We start from the raw sequence: 16,259 nt of genomic DNA on the forward strand, positions 1-16,259 counted from the left end.
GTATTAGGTGAAAATGGAAATACAATGTCCAACCGAGGAAGGATACCTATTCCATACGATCAAAAGTAATAGGAACGATAAGTTGTATTAAACATTGAATCTAAAATGCATAATATCCCCATCCTGAACAATATAATCCTTTCCTTCAACGCGCATTTTCCCGGCCTCTTTAACCTTTGCTTCACTTCCATACTTCACATAATCCTCATATGCGATGACCTCTGCCCTGATGAAACCTTTTTCGAAATCGGTATGGATAACCCCTGCTGCCTGTGGTGCGGTTGCACCTACGGGAATAGTCCAGGCCCGAACCTCCTTGACACCTGCCGTAAAATAGGTTTCCAAATCCAATAATTTATAGGCGCCACGAATCAATTTTGCCGAACCGGGTTCTGAAAGTCCAAGATCTTCCAGGAACATTTGACGTTCTTCATAAGTTTCCAACTCGGTAATATCCGCTTCGGTACCAACGGCAAGAAATATTACTTCGGCCTTCTCATTGGCAACTGCTTCCTTCACCCTGTCAACATAGGCATTACCTGATACGGCCCCTTCTTCATCTACATTGCATACATACATTACCGGTTTGTCGGTAATGAACTGTAAAGGTCTTATGTATTCCTTTTTTTCATCATCAGAAAACGTAAGGGCACGAACGGATGTTCCCGCTTCCAATCCCTCTTTGACCTTCAAAAGCGCCGCCTCCTCTTTTTGGGCTTCCTTATTTCCGGTTTTAGCGGCTCTTTTAACCTTGTCGAGCTTCTTATCCACCGTTTCAAGGTCTTTCAACTGCAACTCCATATCAATGGTCTCCTTGTCCCTAATGGGATCAACCGAACCATCTACATGAACAATATTATCATTGTCGAAACAACGTAGCACGTGAAGAATGGCATCGGTTTCACGAATGTTTCCCAAGAATTGGTTTCCGAGTCCTTCCCCCTTACTTGCCCCTTTTACCAAACCTGCGATATCAACGATCTCTACCGTGGCCGGTAACACCCTTTCGGGAACAACGAGTTCTTCCAATTTCCCCAATCTGGCATCAGGAACATTGACGACACCAATATTGGGTTCAATAGTACAGAACGGAAAGTTCGCACTTTGCGCCTTTGCGTTTGACAAACAATTAAATAAGGTGGATTTTCCCACATTTGGCAATCCTACAATACCTGCTTTCATATTAAAGACATTTCAGGGTTGAAAACTAATCTATTTTCAAAATCGTGTGCAAAGATAGTTTTTCAAATGATTATTGACCCTTTTAGGGCAAAACAAAAGCCCGAACAATGTCGTTCGGGCCTATTTCTTGGTTTTAATTTAAGTTTTATACCTAACGGTAAGACCATAAGGGTCAACGTTAGTCCTCAGGATGCATGAATCTTTGTTTGGCCAACAATTCGTCCTCAGTCTCCTTGTGCTCATCATCGGGCACACAACAGTCTACAGGACAAACCGCAGCACACTGGGGTTCATCATGGAATCCTTTACATTCGGTACACTTATCGGGTGCTATATAATAATATTCATCACTGATCGGTTCTTGAACCTCGTCTGCATTTATAGCCTTTCCATTAGGCAAAACAACATCCCCGCTTAATGAGGTGCCATCACTGTAACGCCAATCATCAGCTGCCTCATAAATTGCAGTATTGGGGCACTCCGGTTCACACGCCCCACAATTTATACATTCATCTGTAATAATTATTGCCATAATTTTTTTCTCTTTTAAACTGAATTCGCTTCAGCATTCTTATTTTTGCCCAAAGGTAAACCCTTATTCATTTCTTTACAAATATTATGACGGACCAAGCGGAAAGAATAAATGCTTTTATTAAACTTGGAAAATTCTTTCGGGAATATTCCGAATACTGTAAAAAACCTGAGGCGATAAGCTTCAATAAAGATTTGGGGCAAAGGACGCAAGAGGTCATTACCTTGGCCGGTCACAAAAATGGTTGGTTTACAGCGGAAAATATATTGTTTGCCATGGAAAGTTGGGGCGAATTATTGACCTCTGAAAATCTCAAGGAATGGTTGTCGGACTATCCTATTGAAAGACCCAACCGCAAAACAGTGGCTTTGATCATGGCGGGAAACATTCCCTTGGTAGGATTTCACGATTTTCTTTCCGTCCTGTTGTCGGGCAACAGGGCATTGGTGAAGTTATCTTCCAATGATGCGGTTTTGTTACCTTTTATTGCCAATTACTTGATCGAGCAATCCCCTGCCCTTAAAAATGAGATTACTTTTACTGATGGCAAATTGGAGCATTTTGATGCGGTCATCGCCACGGGAAGTGATAATACGGCCCGTTATTTTGAGCATTATTTTAGCCATAAACCCCATATTATAAGAAAGAATCGGAATTCCGTGGCGGTTCTCACGGGTAAGGAATCCAAAGAACAGCTCACTGCTTTGGGCGAGGACATTTTCAGATATTACGGATTGGGTTGTAGGAGTGTATCAAAGGTCTTTGTGCCCAAGGGATATCGATTTGACCCTTTTTTCGAGGCGATCTATGATTACAATCCCATAATCAATCAAGCAAAGTACGCGAACAATTACGATTATAATAAGGCGGTTTATTTGATGAGTGAATTTAAAATCCTTGAAAACGGATTCTTGATGCTTAAGGAAGACCCGAGTTACTCCTCTCCTATCGCCACATTGTTTTATGAGGAATATGATTCAATTGATGGACTTAAACATCATATCAAAACGAATAAAGAGAAGATGCAATGTGTAGTGGCCAATGGTCTATTCGAGGATGAAGTGGACTTTGGAAAAACACAGAAACCTGCGTTAAGGGACTATGCCGATGGTGTTGACACTGTTGAATTCCTGTTAAAAACATAGTCCATTTTATTGTGAATCGTACTGATTTTTACCATATAATTGATGATCTTTGAACCCTAAACTACAAGCATAGATGAAAAAACATAATTTTAGTGCCGGCCCATGTGTTTTGCCACAGGAGGTCTTCCTAAAAGCCTCTGAGGCTATAATGGATTTTAATGGATCTGGACTTTCCTTGATCGAGGTTTCGCATCGAAGCAAGGATTTTGTGGAAGTGATGGAGAAAGCACGCAACCTTGCCTTGGAGCTTTTGGGGTTGGAAGGCAAAGGATATAAAGCACTGTTTCTACAAGGCGGTGCCAGTCTCGAATTTTTAATGGTAGCTTATAACCTACTTGAGACAAAAGCGGGATATTTGAACACCGGTACTTGGAGTAGTAAGGCATTAAAGGAGGCACGTCTGTTTGGAGAGGTCATTGAAGTAGGCTCCTCTAAAGATGAGAACTTCAATTATATACCTAAGGGGTATACCATACCCGATGGTTTGGATTATCTGCATCTAACGTCCAATAACACCATTTTCGGTACCCAACTGAAAAAATTCCCGAAAGTGGACATTCCTTTGGTCTGTGACATGAGTTCTGATATTTTCTCGAGACAATTGCATTTCTCCCAGTTTGATCTAATTTACGCCGGGGCACAAAAAAATATGGGTCCAGCAGGTACAACATTGGTAGTGGTCAAGGAAGATATTCTCGGTAAAGTTTCTAGGGAAATCCCTTCAATGTTGGATTATAAGGTACATATAAGTAAGGACAGTATGTTCAATACACCTGCTGTTTTCGCAGTGTATACTTCAATGCTGACCTTGGAATGGCTTAAAAACCTGGGTGGCATTGCTGCCATTGAGGAAATCAATGAGAAAAAAGCACAATTATTATATTCTGAAATTGATTTGAATCCGGTATTTGAAGGTTTTGCCAAAAAAGAAGACCGTTCGAACATGAATGCGACCTTTAACCTCACTGACAGTAAACTAAAGGACACCTTTGATGCCCTCTGGAAGGAAGCAGGAATCAATGGACTTAACGGACATCGCTCAGTAGGCGGTTATAGAGCCTCTATGTACAATGCCCTATCACTTGAAAGTGTTGGGGTATTGGTTGATGTAATGAGTGAAATGGAACGAAAAGGTTAATCTTATATCAAATGAATATTTTAGCAAACGATGGTATCTCCCAAACAGGTATAAATGAGCTTGAAGCTGCAGGTTTTGTAGTAAATACAACGACTGTAGCCCAAGAACAACTGATCAAATATATCAATGACAATGGTATTGTAGGACTGTTGGTCCGTAGTGCCACACAAGTCGGAAAAGATATTATCGATTCATGTCCATCCCTGAAATTGATCGGACGTGGCGGGGTAGGAATGGATAATATTGATGTGGCCTATGCCAGGGAAAAAGGTATCCATGTCATCAATACGCCTGCAGCATCTTCGGAATCTGTGGCTGAATTGGTTTTTGCCCATTTGTTCGGTGGTGTACGTTTTTTATATGATGCCAATAGAAATATGCCCTTAGACGGGGATAGTAAGTTTAAGCAACTTAAAAAGGCTTATGCCGGTGGTACCGAATTAAGGGGAAAAACCCTAGGAATCATAGGTTTTGGGAGAATTGGCCAAGCTACCGCCAAAATTGCTTTGGGAATTGGTATGAACGTGGTCTATTATGACCCCTATATTGAAAAGTCGAGCATTGCGGTAAAATTCTATGACGGACAATCGATTTCATTTGATTTTGAGGGCATATCAAAGGAAGAACTCTTAAAACAAGCGGATTTCATCTCAGTGCATGTACCTGCCCAAAAGGAATATGTTATTGGTAAACGTGACTTCGATATGATGAAGGATGGAGTGGGTATCGTAAATGCAGCCCGTGGAGGGGTTATCGATGAAGTCGCCCTTGTAGAGGCCATGGAAGAAGAAAAGGTGTCTTTTGCAGGTTTGGACGTATATGAGTCAGAACCTAAACCCGAAATAAAAATCCTAATGCACCCTAAAATATCGTTGACACCACATATTGGGGCTGCCACAGGAGAGGCCCAAGACCGGATAGGAAGTGAATTGGCCACACAGATTATTGCTCTTTTGAAATAAGATTATAGTTAAGGAAATAGATACTTAATTGCTTTTTTGTACATTACGGCACCAATATTAAAATTAACTATAACATGTCTGGATTATTAGATTTACTAAACAGCCCAATGGGCAAACAACTTATTAGCGGTGTTGCTGGCCAAACGGGTCAACCTGAAAATAAAACCGCTGATGTAATGAGTATGGCCATGCCTTTGATTTTGGGTGCCATGAAAAAAAATGTATCCTCTTCTCCACAAGGAGCCGAAGGATTAATGAGTGCACTTTCTTCCAAACACGACGGGTCTATCTTGGATAACCTTGGTGGATTATTTGGTGGAGGTGTCGATGATTCCGTTATGAGTGATGGTGCCGGTATCTTGGGTCACGTCTTTGGAAATAAACAACCACAGGTAGAAAGTGCCTTGAGCCAAAAATCTGGATTGGATGCAGGTTCTGTTGCGAGCATTTTAAAAATTGCGGCGCCTATTGTGATGGGATTCCTAGCCAAACAGAAATCAGAAAGTAATGTTAGTGATGCCAATGGCTTAAATAGTCTTTTAGGAGGTATGTTGGGTGGTCAACCTGCAGAAAACCAAAGCTTGATCACTACTTTATTGGATGCTGACGGAGACGGCAGTATTCTTGATGACGTTGCCGGTATGGTAATGGGTGGTAGCAAGAAGAAAGGTGGCTTGGGCGGATTGCTCGGTGGCCTTTTTGGAAAATAAAACGAGATGAATCTCAATGAGTATGAAACCGCTTAATTCCTAAGCGGTTTTTTTTGTATCTTAAAACAAGCATAAGGTTGTAAGGTTCAATCGCTTAAAAGGACTGAATAATCATGTAAAAACAATTAGTGCCATGAAACATTTATGTTATAAAATTTTCGGTGTATTGATTTTAGTGATGGTCATTGCAAGTAGTTGTGGTAGTACCAAGGAAGTGGTGGACATATCCGAGGATGAAAAAATAGCATTTTCCCAAAAAGAGGGTGATACCATTAAAATAGCCAGTGATACCGTGGGCTATGAAATCATCATTATTGAACCTGGATATGATTTTTGGTTGAAAAGCATCGCAAAACCAGAAGGGTACTATTCCCAATCGTTTCTAGAAAACAGAAACAATATTTATGTGCAGGAGTGGAACCAACGTGTACTTCAGCCACAAAGGTTCGACCCGAACTTATATGAAATGCAAATCGATTATTCCCCTAACATTGATTATGGCTATGATGTAAACTATAAACTTTACAATTATTTTATATATTTTCAACGTAAATACAACCAAAGACTAGGCCCTTTTTTACCTCGGATTTAAGGGGTATATTAGCTGCTTTTAAAATTTTGCATGGAAAAATTGAAGAAACGTTGGGGCATAAATTCCAATTTTCAAATCGTGGTTATTTTTATCGTGTTCGCCATAACCGGTTCAACAGCGGTTAAAATTGCAGCACCCCTTATCGAATTTCTTGGGTTGCATCGTGATACAACAAATCCTTGGATATATTGGATAATTCGGATATTGATAATATTTCCAACCTATCAAGTTCTGTTAATTGCCTTTGGATGGCTTTTTGGTCAGTTCAAATTTTTCTGGAATATGGAAAAGAAAATGTTGCGAAGGCTCGGTTTGGGTTTTCTCCTGGATAATTAAACTTTTCTTAACAGTTTTACAGGTTGTTTATTAGTTAACTTTGAAAAATGAACTTAATTAAGCATAAGAAATCAATGTCCCTAATGGCTATGCTATTGGTGGTTTTCTTATGTGTACCATCCATAATTAAGATTTCCCATGCCTTAAACGGTCATAAAAGTACAAAGTGCTTCCAAGTAGGGAAATTACATATGCATGAAGTGGAATTGGATTGTGTTTTCCATGATTTCAATCTTTCGCCTTTATGTTCCACTCCAATAGTATTTATTCCTGCCCCACTGGTTATTGATACACCAAGTAAGATCACATACCACTATACATTCTTAAGTAAGTACCAAAAACTTCATTTTGCCCTTAGGGCCCCCCCCCACAACTTCGTAGCGTTCTAGATTATTTTATTTTTTTAATTTTTAATCCATAACATTATGAAGCATACTTTGCTAATCATGATTATGGCCTTATCCTTTTATACGGGTATGGCCCAAAATACAATTATCGGTACCGTTACCAATGCAGAGGACGGTACCCCTTTAAGTCAGGTTTCCATTTATTTTCCAGAGTTGGAAAAAGGGACTGCGACGAATACCAATGGCTCTTTTGAAATCACCAATATTCCCAATGGAAATTTTGAATTGGTCATATCCTCTTTAGGATTTGAAACATTTGAACAGAAAATGGCGATTTCTTCCCATACCGGCCCCTTGCAAATAGCATTGGTCCCTTCGGCTATAGAAATGGAGGAGATCATCGTATCTACGCCTTTTCACAAATTACAAAGTGAGAATGTCATGAAGGTGGAAAGAGCCGATATCAAGGAGCTTAAGGGGAATGGTGCAATAACGCTTTCCGAGGGTATTTCAAATATTGCCGGAGTAGAGAGTATTACCACTGGCGTTGGTATAGGCAAACCCGTAATACGTGGCCTCAGTGCGAATAGGGTTTTGGTTTATGCCCAAGGAGTGCGTCTTGAAAACCAGCAATTTGGAAGTGAACATGGTTTGGGTATCAATGACGCTGGATTGGAAAGTGTAGAGGTCATTAAAGGACCTGCTTCCCTGCTATACGGTTCGGATGCCATGGGTGGCGTACTTTACTTCAATCCCGAAAAATTCGCACAACCGAATAACACGGAGGGAGATGTGAATTTAAATTATTTTACCAATACACAAGGTTTAGGGGCGAATGCCGGAATTAAAACATCAACAGATAAACTCAAGTTCCTTTTAAGGGGAAGCTACGCCTCCCATATCGACTATAAGACCGGTGATGGTGAACGATTGACCAATTCGAGGTTCAATGAATATGACCTTAAAACAGGATTGGGTTATCAGTCCAGTAGCATAAAGACAGAGTTGCGGTATAATTTTAATTCAACAGAATTGGGAATCCCTGAGGAAATCGGGGTACAGGAAAAAGATCGTGACCCAGAGTTGCCTTATCAACAAATAGACAATCATATTCTGAGTTCAAAAACCGGTATCTATTTTAAAAATTCCAGTCTCAACGTTTCATTGGGTTATATCATGAACAAGAGAAAGGAGTTTGAGGAGGAACATGATCATGGGGAAGAAGGGGAAGAAGAACATGAAGAGGAGGTACATGAGGAAGGCCCCGCCCTAGACATGAACCTCTCTACTTTCAGTTATAATGCAGAATATCACTTGCCGGAATTAGGTAAGTTTGAAACGATAATCGGCGTACAGGGTATGCACCAAACCAACAGCAATTTTGGCGAGGAAGTATTGATACCTGATGCCAAAACCAATGATATCGGTGTTTTGGCAACTTCGCACGTTCATTTTGAAAAACGAAATGGATTGCAGTTAGGACTGCGTTACGACCATCGGAACATTAGCTCAGAAGAGCCTATGGAGCTTACATCGGAAATTCTTGACCGAAGTTTTAATAGTTTCAATGCGGCTTTGGGCTATAAATTGGAATTGTTCAACAAAGTGACCACAAGGATCAATTTGGCGACCGGCTTCCGTGCACCGAACTTAGCTGAATTGACTTCTGACGGAACGCATGAAGGAACAAACCGTTATGAAATCGGTGACCCGGACTTAAACCATGAGAAAAATTTCCAAACCGATATTTCATTGGAGTATACCAACAAACACATAGAGTTTTTTGTAAACGGATTTTACAACAATATCAATGATTACATTTTTATTCAACCAAATGGGGAAATCATAGACGAGGCGGATGTTTTCGCTTATGTACAGGAAGATGCCAAACTCTATGGCGGTGAAATCGGGTTTCATTTACACCCACATCCGATAGATTGGTTGCATTATGATAGTAGTTTTGAAACCGTAATCGGAAAACGCAAAAATGATGAATATCTTCCGCTGATCCCTGCAAATAAATTAGTGAATACGATTCGGGTGGAAGGAGCTGGTAAATCAACCTGGCTGAACGATGAATATGCCTTTATAACGCTCAGATCCATTTTTGAGCAAAATAAGGTAGATGAATTTGAAACCCCTTCAGATAATTATAATTTGGTGGATTTAGGATTGGGAGGTACTTTCTTGTTCAACAAACAACCTATCGAGGTAAGATTGAGCGCCAATAACATCTTTGATAAAACCTATATTTCGCATTTGTCCCGCTTAAAAACCGATTCGATCGCAAATATTGGAAGGAACATTTCAATGGCGGTAAGCATACCTTTTTAAAATATAATCAAGGAATAAGGAAAGATGATCAATCAGTTTTGATATCGATTGTCTTTCCTTTTTTTGTGCCTTTGATCAAATAGGTGTAAATCCACATGATCGTAAATGTCGGAACTACATCCAATCCTGGTATGATTTCCTCGACAAACGTAACCAACCCAGCTGCTTGACCAATTTTACCTTTGTATAATCGGGTCATTAACCATCCTGCCAACGGGGCCCAAATAATATCGGAAAAATCCCCTATAAAAGGTACGGCGAACGACAACATTCCAATACCGTCGAACAATAGTCCCAATAATAGGGTTTTGTATTTTTTATCTTTGTTTTTTGACATTTCTTAAATTATAGATCCATTATTCACATAGCAATAAGAATGCCAATTTTGGGAATATTTGGTTGTACGTCCTAGGACAGGCTTGAGCTGATCAACTTCAAAAACTCGTTTCGGGTCTCTTCTTTTACAAAACTTCCCCGGAATCCCGAGGTAGTGGTTACCGAATTTTGTTTCTGTACACCCCGCATCATCATACACATATGTGAAGCCTCGATCACCACGGCAACACCTTGGGGCTTTAAGGTATCGTTGATACAGTCCAATATTTGTTCGGTTAATCGTTCCTGAACCTGTAATCTACGTGCAAATACATCAACGATGCGCGGTAACTTACTAAGACCAACTATTTGTCCGTCAGGAATATAAGCTATATGTGCTTTCCCAAAAAAGGGCAACATATGATGTTCACAAAGGGAGTACAGTTCAATATCCTTTACAATGACCATTTCATTGTACGACTCATTGAACATGGCACTCTTTAAAATCTGTGCCGCATCCTGCTCATAGCCTTGGGTAAGAAAAAGCATGGCCTTTGCCGCTCTTTCAGGGGTTTTCATTAATCCCTCGCGTGAGACGTCCTCCCCTATTTCCTCAATTATTTTAGCATACCGTTCTTGAACATCCTTGGTGATTTCCAAATCATATTCCTCAAAACTTCTATATGGTGTCATTTTGTGATTTTGTTATTTACGTTGTTCGCTAAGTGCGTTTTCCCCCTTTTAAGGACCTGTTTTCCCCGTAAAGATTATAGGATGACAATTTAACGCTTAATTCATTAAAATAAAACAAGAAAACAGTATTGTTATCTACCGGGTTGTTTTGGTATGTCTTGGCTATTGATTAATTTTCGAACTGTAAAAAAAGCATCAATGATCCAAGCCACCAATATCCAAAAGTTTTATGGGGATTTACAAGTATTAAAGGGAGTAGACCTACATATTAAATCGGGTGAAATCGTCTCTATTGTGGGGCCTTCGGGTGCAGGAAAGACCACCCTCCTACAAATTTTGGGCACTTTGGATGTCCAAAGTAACAAGGTAGACAGTAGGTTATTGATAAAGGGTGTGGAAGTCACTGATTTATCAGACAATGAAATCGCAAGGTTCCGAAACGAGAATATTGGTTTTATTTTTCAATTTCATCAATTATTACCTGAGTTTACTGCGCTAGAGAATGTATGTATTCCTGCGTTCATTAAAAAGACACCCCGGAACCAAGCAGAAAAACGGGCGAAGGAATTATTGGAGTTTTTGGGACTTGCCCATCGCCTTCACCACAAGCCCAATGAATTATCAGGAGGGGAACAACAACGCGTTGCCGTTGCAAGGGCCTTGATCAACAACCCCTCAGTAATCTTCGCTGATGAACCCAGTGGAAACCTGGACTCCGAGAGTGCCGATAATCTACATAAATTGTTTTTTGAATTGCGGGATAAATTCGGTCAAACCTTTGTTATTGTAACCCATAACAAGGAATTGGCGGATCTGGCCGATCGCAAACTTACCATGGTAGATGGCCTTATTACCGATGCAACGGGCATTGAATGGACCGATTTTACCAATAGGCCCTTACTATGACCCAAAAAGAGCTTAAGGAGTTTTTGGACGTCAAGGTTGAGGAATACAACCAGGTACAATTCTTGGATAGTGATCCCATTCAAATTCCACATACTTTCAGCGTAAAGGAAGATATAGAGATCAGTGGCTTCCTGACGGCGACCATTGCCTGGGGAAATCGCAAAAGCATTATCAACAATGCCAGAAGAATGATGGACTTGCTTGATCATTCCCCTTATGATTTCATCATGAACCATAGGCCGAATGACCTTGAAAGATTTGATGGATTTGTTCACCGCACTTTTAATAGTAGGGACCTAACGTATTTTATTCATAGCCTTCGGCATATTTATCAAAACCATGGAGGAATGGAGGCCGTATTTGCTGCCAATGTCGATGCCAACTCGGTACAAAATGCCATATCGGGCTTTAAGAAGGTGTTTTTTGAATTACCCCACGAACAACGAACCACCAAGCACATCTCGGACCCTTTGAAAGGATCGGCAGCCAAGCGTATCAATATGTTTTTACGATGGATGGTCAGGGATGCATCAACGGGTGTGGATTTCGGTTTATGGACGCAAATCCACCCCAAACAACTTTCCTGTCCGTTGGATGTGCATTCTGGTAATGTAGCCAGAAAACTCGGATTATTACAACGTAAGCAGAATGATGCCAAGGCGCTTATGGAATTGGATACCGCACTTCGTAAATTAGACCCCGATGATCCCGTAAAATATGATTTTGCACTATTTGGACTTGGGGTTTTTGAAAAATTCTAGTTTCTCCCCTATTCTTCATTCGTAAGTCGGGTAAACCAATGGGTTTTTCCATACAAATTCCCTACTTTTAATCCTGACCAAATTCAGGAATACAATGAAAAGAACTTTAGTTATTTTAAGTCTGCTTGTAGGCTTTAGCCTAGTGCATGCCCAAGAACGTAAACTTCCCGTTGATACCGTTGTGACCACACAGCATAGTGTTACCATAAATGGAAGTCCTTTGAATTACACGGCAAAAACGGGAACACAACCCGTTTGGGATGAATCTGGAAAACCTATAGCAGCATTGCATTATACCTATTATACCAAGAATAATGTAAAGGATCGTGCATCCAGACCGTTGCTTATATCCTTTAATGGTGGTCCTGGGTCCGCTTCGGTATGGATGCACTTGGCATATACCGGTCCGAGAATGCTTAAAATTGATGATGAAGGGTATCCTGTACAGCCATACGGTGTAAAGGAAAACCCCTTTTCCGTCCTGGACGTGACCGATATTGTCTACGTAAATCCTGCCAATACGGGCTATTCACGTACCATTCCGGAAACAGGTAAGGAAGTTGACCGGGATACATTTTTCGGAATAAATGCCGATATTAAATATTTGGCGGAATGGTTGAACACTTTTGTTACCCGTAACAATAGGTGGCGTTCCCCAAAATACATTATTGGGGAAAGTTATGGTGGTACAAGGGTTATGGGACTTTCTTTGGCCTTGCAAAACCAGCAATGGATGTATTTGAATGGGGTGATTATGGTCTCCCCAGCGGATTATAAGGTTATACGAAAAGGAGGACCGGTTTCAGACGCCATTAGCCTACCCTATTTCACCGCAACGGCTTGGCATCATAAAAAATTACCTGCTGCATTGCAACAAAAAGACCTCCTTGAAATCTTACCCGAAACCGAGGAATTTACATTGAATACATTGATTCCCGCCCTTAGTAAGGGAGGATTTATAGACAACGCTGAAAAGAACGCTGTTGCCAAAAAAATGGCCTACTATTCAGGATTGTCCGAAAAAGAAATCCTTGATCAGAATTTGGTCGTATCAACACGGTATTTTTGGAAACATCTGTTGCAGGATGAAGGTTATACCACCGGTAGGTTAGACTCACGGTATTTAGGAATAGACCGTCAAATGTTCGGTGGGCGACCCGACTATAATGCAGAGATATCCTCTTGGTCGCACAGTTTCACCCCTGCCATCAACTACTATTTGCAGGAAGAATTGAATTTTAAGACCGATATTAAATACAATATGTTCGGGCCTGTTCACCCATGGAACAATGAAAACGACAATACTAGGGAGAATCTTCGTCAGGCCATGGCCCAAAACCCCTATTTGAATGTTTTGATACAATCGGGGTATTATGATGGTGCCACCACCTATTTCAATGCTAAATACACCATGTGGCAAGTGGACCCCAGTGGTCGTATGAAAGATCGCTTCGAATTTAAGGGCTATCGCAGTGGACATATGATGTACTTGAGAAAAGAGGACCTGCAAAAGGCCAATGAGGATATAAGAGCCTTTATAAAACGAACAATGTCTAATGGCAAAAGCGCTAAATATTGAATGAAAACAGTAGATTTTAGCAACCCGCATCGCAAAAAGCATTTTGATTTTTTCCGGGAGATGAACCATCCGCATTTCAACATTACCGCCAATGTTGAAATTAGCAGACTACTCCCCTTCCTGAAGGATAATAAATTTCCAATAAATATCGGTATGGTCTATTTATTGGCCCGAACGGCCAATGAAATCCCTGAATTTAGATGGCGTATTCGAGGGGATAAAGTTGTGGAACACCCTTTGGTACATCCTTCTTTTACGGTGTCGACCGATGTCGCGGATGTTTTTAGTTTCTGTTCGGTGGACTTCTCATACGATTCAAGCATGTTTTTTGATAAGGCTTCCACGATTATGGAAAACATGAAAACGAATCCTTCCTTGGAAGATGAAATAGGACGTGATGATTTTTTATTCATGTCCACTTTTCCTTGGGTGAGTTTTACGAGCATTCAGCATGCTATGCATTACCATCCTTCCGACAGCGTACCGAGAATTATTTGGGGAAAATTTTTTGAACAGGACGGAAAAACCTTGATGCCTTTATCGGTACAGGCCCACCATGCCATAGTGGATGGTAGGCATATAGGACAATTCTTCCAGGATTTTGAGGCCATGGCTTCCGCCCCTTCCGATTTCTTTTAATGGAAAACCAATACATACGTTTTAGGAGGTTTCCTAAAAGATAATTTTTTAGGGTTTGTCAGAGTAGGTATATTCTTGAAATCAGTACCTTTAATAGCTTAACCAATTACCTTCAAATTCTATGAAATCTATAGTCCTTTTAATAGCTTTTTTAATGATAAACGTTTCTCAAGCCCAAGACTGGGCAAATCTAGAACAGTTTAGGGCAGACAATGCCAAAATAGGTCTACCTGGTGCCGATGAGGATAGGGTCGTGTTTATGGGGAATTCCATCACCATTGGCTGGATCAATACCGTTCCGGAATTTTTTGAAGGCAAGCCATATATCAACAGGGGAATAAGTGGACAAACCACCCCTCAAATGCTGGTAAGGTTTCGCCAGGATGTTATCGCTTTACAACCGAAGGTAGTCGTCATACTGGCCGGCACCAATGACATTGCCGGTAATACAGGTCCGTCGACACTGGAAATGATTGCCGATAATATAAAATCAATGGCAGAATTGGCAGAGGCACATGGTATAAAAGTGGTCATTTCCTCGGTACTTCCCGCCTATGACTATCCCTGGAAACCCGGATTGGAACCATCAAAAAAAATCATCAAATTGAATAGTATGTTGCGTACGTATGCCGAAAAAAAAGGTCATATCTATCTTGATTACTTTTCGGTCATGGTCGATGGGCGTAACGGATTGCCCAAAAAATATGCCCTTGATGAAGTCCACCCCACAAAATTGGGTTATGAGGTAATGGCTCCTTTGGCAGAAGCGGCAATTGCAAAAGCCTTGGCCAATTAATAAGGAACTCATAATGATTCGAACAACCTCTCTTGGGTGAGTTAAAAGAACCGTTTAAAATTGTTTTTAAGGGATGGCGACAAAAAAAAGGATTCCGGTTAAAATCATAAGGCAAGGGGAAAACAAATTACTGGTTTGAAACAATAGTAATTTCTTTTTGGTAATTTTAGTACAAATACCGAGCCTTATGAAACGTTTATTTTTCTTCCTTTTACTGCTTTCCCCATCTATGTGCCTCCTTGCCCAAAATACTTTTGAAGTGAAGGGGTTTTGTATATCCGCCCCACCATCGGATCAGGTTGGGCCGTTTATCGATTTTTTGGAAAATGAACTGGCCCCTAACGGAATCAACACCATGGTTTTAAGGGTAGATTATAATTACGCCTATGAGTCAAGACCTGAATTAAGGGGGGAAAACCCTTTAAGTAAGATTCAAGTCAAGCAAATCGTAAACAAGTGTAAAACACTAAATATCAATATAATCCCCCAAGTAAATTTGTTGGGCCATCAAAGTTGGCATTCTGAACACACCAAGTTACTACAGGTATACCCGGAATTTGATGAAACACCACATATTGCATTGCCAGAAAATTATGTTTGGCCTAATGATGATGGCTTATATTGTAAGAGTTACTGTCCATTACATCCCAAAGTACATGAGGTAGTTTTTGATTTGATGGATGAGATTTTGGATGTTTTCGAAGCCGACGCCTTTCATGCCGGTATGGACGAGGTATTTTATTTGGCCGATGATAATTGTCTACGTTGTAAAGGGATGGATCCCGCGGCTTTATATGCCGGTGAATTGATTAAAATCAATAACCATTTATCCCAACGGGGAGCACGGTTATGGATTTGGGGTGATCGTTTGATTGACGGGGCCCAAACGGATATTGGCATGTGGGAAGCTTCGATGAATAATACAGCCAGGGCCATTGATATGATCCCGAAATCCGTTGTTATTTGTGACTGGCATTACGAGAAGGCCTTCCCCACGGCTGCCTATTTTGCGATAAAGGGATTCGATGTCATTACCTGTCCATGGCGCAAACCCGAAGTGGCAGTGGACCAAGTGAAGATGATGCATGATTTTAAAATGAATTCCACTCCGGAAATGGCTGCGCATTATCTCGGAATGATGCAAACTTATTGGTCATCCACCACAAAATTCATAGAAGAGCAAAAAGCATCAACAGGGAATGAAGCAAATGCAGTGACTTGTTTCAAGGCCATGGTCAACACCATGAAAACCATAGAATCCCCATATGGCAAACTGGAATAATCACATATAA

17 protein-coding genes are annotated in these 16,259 nt (G+C 40.7%); 13 read left to right on the plus strand and 4 right to left on the minus strand.

Annotation, left to right across the window (positions count from 1 at the left end; genetic code table 11):
- Positions 1–87: 87 nt before the first annotated feature.
- Complete coding sequence (gene ychF, locus LX92_RS19040; protein WP_109654018.1) at positions 88–1,182, minus strand: redox-regulated ATPase YchF; 1,095 nt, start codon at positions 1,180–1,182, stop codon at positions 88–90.
- A gap of 178 nt (positions 1,183–1,360) precedes the next feature.
- Entirely contained in the window at positions 1,361–1,714 is a 354-nt protein-coding gene (locus LX92_RS19045; protein ID WP_109654020.1) for a 4Fe-4S dicluster domain-containing protein, read from the minus strand.
- An 86-nt stretch (positions 1,715–1,800) separates the two neighbouring features.
- Here LX92_RS19045 and LX92_RS19050 point away from each other — a divergent pair, with 86 nt between their 5' ends.
- The 7 genes from LX92_RS19050 to LX92_RS19085 all read left to right on the plus strand — a co-directional run bounded on the left by LX92_RS19050 (position 1,801) and on the right by LX92_RS19085 (position 9,278).
- The gene (locus tag LX92_RS19050) at positions 1,801–2,859 is read left to right on the plus strand and encodes an acyl-CoA reductase (protein ID WP_109654022.1); all 1,059 of its coding nucleotides are present in this window, start codon (positions 1,801–1,803) and stop codon (positions 2,857–2,859) included.
- Positions 2,860–2,932: 73 nt separating this feature from the next.
- Positions 2,933–3,997 (plus strand): 3-phosphoserine/phosphohydroxythreonine transaminase, encoded by a 1,065-nt coding sequence (gene serC / locus LX92_RS19055; RefSeq protein WP_109654024.1) that lies wholly within the window; start codon positions 2,933–2,935, stop codon positions 3,995–3,997.
- Positions 3,998–4,008: 11 nt separating this feature from the next.
- Entirely contained in the window at positions 4,009–4,959 is a 951-nt protein-coding gene (locus LX92_RS19060) for a D-2-hydroxyacid dehydrogenase (RefSeq protein ID WP_109654026.1), read from the plus strand.
- Positions 4,960–5,033: 74 nt separating this feature from the next.
- Positions 5,034–5,669, plus strand: coding sequence for a DUF937 domain-containing protein (locus LX92_RS19065; RefSeq protein WP_109654028.1), 636 nt, complete (start codon positions 5,034–5,036; stop codon positions 5,667–5,669).
- 133 nt (positions 5,670–5,802) lie between these two features.
- The gene (locus LX92_RS19070; protein ID WP_109654033.1) at positions 5,803–6,261 is read left to right on the plus strand and encodes a DUF6146 family protein; all 459 of its coding nucleotides are present in this window, start codon (positions 5,803–5,805) and stop codon (positions 6,259–6,261) included.
- Positions 6,262–6,291: 30 nt separating this feature from the next.
- Positions 6,292–6,597, plus strand: a complete 306-nt coding sequence (locus LX92_RS19075) for a DUF6787 family protein (protein ID WP_109654034.1) — start codon at positions 6,292–6,294, stop codon at positions 6,595–6,597.
- Between the two features lie 425 nt (positions 6,598–7,022).
- Positions 7,023–9,278, plus strand: a complete 2,256-nt coding sequence (locus tag LX92_RS19085; protein ID WP_109654038.1) for a TonB-dependent receptor — start codon at positions 7,023–7,025, stop codon at positions 9,276–9,278.
- Positions 9,279–9,306: 28 nt separating this feature from the next.
- On the opposite strand, the gene LX92_RS19090 is transcribed toward LX92_RS19085, so the two are convergent.
- Positions 9,307–9,615, minus strand: coding sequence for a hypothetical protein (locus LX92_RS19090; RefSeq protein ID WP_109654040.1), 309 nt, complete (start codon positions 9,613–9,615; stop codon positions 9,307–9,309).
- A 71-nt stretch (positions 9,616–9,686) separates the two neighbouring features.
- A complete protein-coding gene (gene folE, locus LX92_RS19095; RefSeq protein WP_109654042.1) occupies positions 9,687–10,286 on the minus strand; it encodes a GTP cyclohydrolase I FolE in 600 nt (199 codons plus the stop codon).
- Between the two features lie 198 nt (positions 10,287–10,484).
- Here folE and LX92_RS19100 point away from each other — a divergent pair, with 198 nt between their 5' ends.
- From LX92_RS19100 to LX92_RS19125, 6 genes are all read left to right on the plus strand, one after another.
- Positions 10,485–11,192 (plus strand): ABC transporter ATP-binding protein, encoded by a 708-nt coding sequence (locus LX92_RS19100; RefSeq protein WP_109654044.1) that lies wholly within the window; start codon positions 10,485–10,487, stop codon positions 11,190–11,192.
- The gene (locus tag LX92_RS19105; RefSeq protein ID WP_109654046.1) at positions 11,189–11,953 is read left to right on the plus strand and encodes a TIGR02757 family protein; all 765 of its coding nucleotides are present in this window, start codon (positions 11,189–11,191) and stop codon (positions 11,951–11,953) included. The genes LX92_RS19100 and LX92_RS19105 overlap by 4 nt, the downstream gene beginning before the upstream one ends.
- A gap of 94 nt (positions 11,954–12,047) precedes the next feature.
- Positions 12,048–13,532, plus strand: a complete 1,485-nt coding sequence (locus LX92_RS19110) for a S10 family peptidase (protein WP_109654048.1) — start codon at positions 12,048–12,050, stop codon at positions 13,530–13,532.
- Positions 13,533–14,171: a chloramphenicol acetyltransferase gene (locus LX92_RS19115; protein ID WP_109654050.1), complete on the plus strand. Its 639-nt coding sequence runs from the start codon at positions 13,533–13,535 to the stop codon at positions 14,169–14,171.
- 154 nt (positions 14,172–14,325) lie between these two features.
- A complete protein-coding gene (locus LX92_RS19120; protein ID WP_223308419.1) occupies positions 14,326–14,967 on the plus strand; it encodes an SGNH/GDSL hydrolase family protein in 642 nt (213 codons plus the stop codon).
- 187 nt (positions 14,968–15,154) lie between these two features.
- A complete protein-coding gene (locus LX92_RS19125; protein WP_109654054.1) occupies positions 15,155–16,249 on the plus strand; it encodes a family 20 glycosylhydrolase in 1,095 nt (364 codons plus the stop codon).
- Positions 16,250–16,259 lie beyond the last annotated feature (10 nt).

This window comes from Maribacter polysiphoniae (assembly GCF_003148665.1).
GTDB classification, from domain to species: domain Bacteria; phylum Bacteroidota; class Bacteroidia; order Flavobacteriales; family Flavobacteriaceae; genus Maribacter_A; species Maribacter_A polysiphoniae.

Excerpts from the sequence above, each read along its gene's own strand:
- ychF (WP_109654018.1), bottom strand. The coding sequence starts at position 1,182 with ATGAAAGCAGGTATTGTAGGATTGCCAAATGTGGGAAAATCCACCTTA.
- LX92_RS19045 (WP_109654020.1), bottom strand. The coding sequence starts at position 1,714 with ATGGCAATAATTATTACAGATGAATGTATAAATTGTGGGGCGTGTGAA.
- LX92_RS19050 (WP_109654022.1), top strand. The coding sequence starts at position 1,801 with ATGACGGACCAAGCGGAAAGAATAAATGCTTTTATTAAACTTGGAAAA.
- serC (WP_109654024.1), top strand. The coding sequence starts at position 2,933 with ATGAAAAAACATAATTTTAGTGCCGGCCCATGTGTTTTGCCACAGGAG.
- LX92_RS19060 (WP_109654026.1), top strand. The coding sequence starts at position 4,009 with ATGAATATTTTAGCAAACGATGGTATCTCCCAAACAGGTATAAATGAG.
- LX92_RS19065 (WP_109654028.1), top strand. The coding sequence starts at position 5,034 with ATGTCTGGATTATTAGATTTACTAAACAGCCCAATGGGCAAACAACTT.
- LX92_RS19070 (WP_109654033.1), top strand. The coding sequence starts at position 5,803 with ATGAAACATTTATGTTATAAAATTTTCGGTGTATTGATTTTAGTGATG.
- LX92_RS19075 (WP_109654034.1), top strand. The coding sequence starts at position 6,292 with ATGGAAAAATTGAAGAAACGTTGGGGCATAAATTCCAATTTTCAAATC.
- LX92_RS19085 (WP_109654038.1), top strand. The coding sequence starts at position 7,023 with ATGAAGCATACTTTGCTAATCATGATTATGGCCTTATCCTTTTATACG.
- LX92_RS19090 (WP_109654040.1), bottom strand. The coding sequence starts at position 9,615 with ATGTCAAAAAACAAAGATAAAAAATACAAAACCCTATTATTGGGACTA.
- folE (WP_109654042.1), bottom strand. The coding sequence starts at position 10,286 with ATGACACCATATAGAAGTTTTGAGGAATATGATTTGGAAATCACCAAG.
- LX92_RS19100 (WP_109654044.1), top strand. The coding sequence starts at position 10,485 with ATGATCCAAGCCACCAATATCCAAAAGTTTTATGGGGATTTACAAGTA.
- LX92_RS19105 (WP_109654046.1), top strand. The coding sequence starts at position 11,189 with ATGACCCAAAAAGAGCTTAAGGAGTTTTTGGACGTCAAGGTTGAGGAA.
- LX92_RS19110 (WP_109654048.1), top strand. The coding sequence starts at position 12,048 with ATGAAAAGAACTTTAGTTATTTTAAGTCTGCTTGTAGGCTTTAGCCTA.
- LX92_RS19115 (WP_109654050.1), top strand. The coding sequence starts at position 13,533 with ATGAAAACAGTAGATTTTAGCAACCCGCATCGCAAAAAGCATTTTGAT.
- LX92_RS19120 (WP_223308419.1), top strand. The coding sequence starts at position 14,326 with ATGATAAACGTTTCTCAAGCCCAAGACTGGGCAAATCTAGAACAGTTT.
- LX92_RS19125 (WP_109654054.1), top strand. The coding sequence starts at position 15,155 with ATGAAACGTTTATTTTTCTTCCTTTTACTGCTTTCCCCATCTATGTGC.